At 64.3% G+C, this 762-nt stretch carries 1 protein-coding gene and 1 pseudogene; one reads left to right on the top strand and one right to left on the bottom strand.

Annotated features, from left to right (window positions below):
* Positions 1 to 579 (bottom strand): annotated as a pseudogene (locus EN935_RS38650) (cytochrome P450); the annotation flags it as partial.
* Positions 580 to 682: 103 nt separating this feature from the next.
* Between EN935_RS38650 and EN935_RS38645 the strand changes: the two are divergent.
* On the top strand, positions 683 to 762 hold an 80-nt coding region (locus tag EN935_RS38645; protein WP_127374380.1), incomplete at its 3' end, for an FAD-dependent oxidoreductase.

Raw genomic sequence — 762 nt, 5'->3', positions numbered from 1 at the left:
GCCGTGGATGTACATGGCGACCATCCGGTGCGACCAGTCGAGCAGTTGCGGCCCCATTTCGACCGGCACGCCGAGCATTTCGGCAATGATGGTGATCGGCAGCGGCGCCGCGAAGGCGGGCAGCAGGTCGACGGCCTGGCCCGGTTCGAAGCGGTCGATCAGGTCGTTGGCGAGCGCTTCGACACGCGGCCGCAGCCGTTCCACCTGGCGCGAGACGAAGGCACGATTGACCAGCGTTCGGAGCCGCGTGTGCACCGGTGGCTCGAGCTCCAGCATGGAATTGGCTTCGATGCCGTCAAAGGCGCTGAGATGGCTGCGATCCTGGCCGATGCCGCGGCTGTCTGGAATGCCGGCCGGGTTCTGGCGGCCGAAGCGGCGGTCGCGCAGCAGCCGGTTGACGTCATCGAAACCGCCAAAGCACCAGAAGCCGAATTCTTCCCAGAAGAATGCGTTCGATGCGCCGTGCAGAAAGGCATAGGCCTCGTAAGGGTTCTGGAAGAAGGTCGGCTTGTGCGGGTCCAGCCGCAGGTGACGAGTGGCTGGATCAAAGGCCAGGGTGGGCGGCGTCAATTTGCTCATGCCAGACCAATAGCGCGGCTTGCCAGCCGGGTTCCAGACCGTATGTTGGCGCCCGCAACCCAATGCGTTGAGCCAGCCGACCGGCTGCGGAAAGACTGATTTGATGAATGTGATCGTTGTCGGCGCGGGTATCGCCGGTCTCTCCACGGCGTGGTCGCTGGTCAAGGCCGGTCACAGCGTTTC

Source organism: Mesorhizobium sp. M7D.F.Ca.US.004.03.1.1 (assembly GCF_003998635.1).
Classification (GTDB): domain Bacteria; phylum Pseudomonadota; class Alphaproteobacteria; order Rhizobiales; family Rhizobiaceae; genus Mesorhizobium; species Mesorhizobium loti.
Note: the sequence above shows the minus strand (reverse complement) of the source record. Positions and strands in the feature narration are given on the sequence as shown.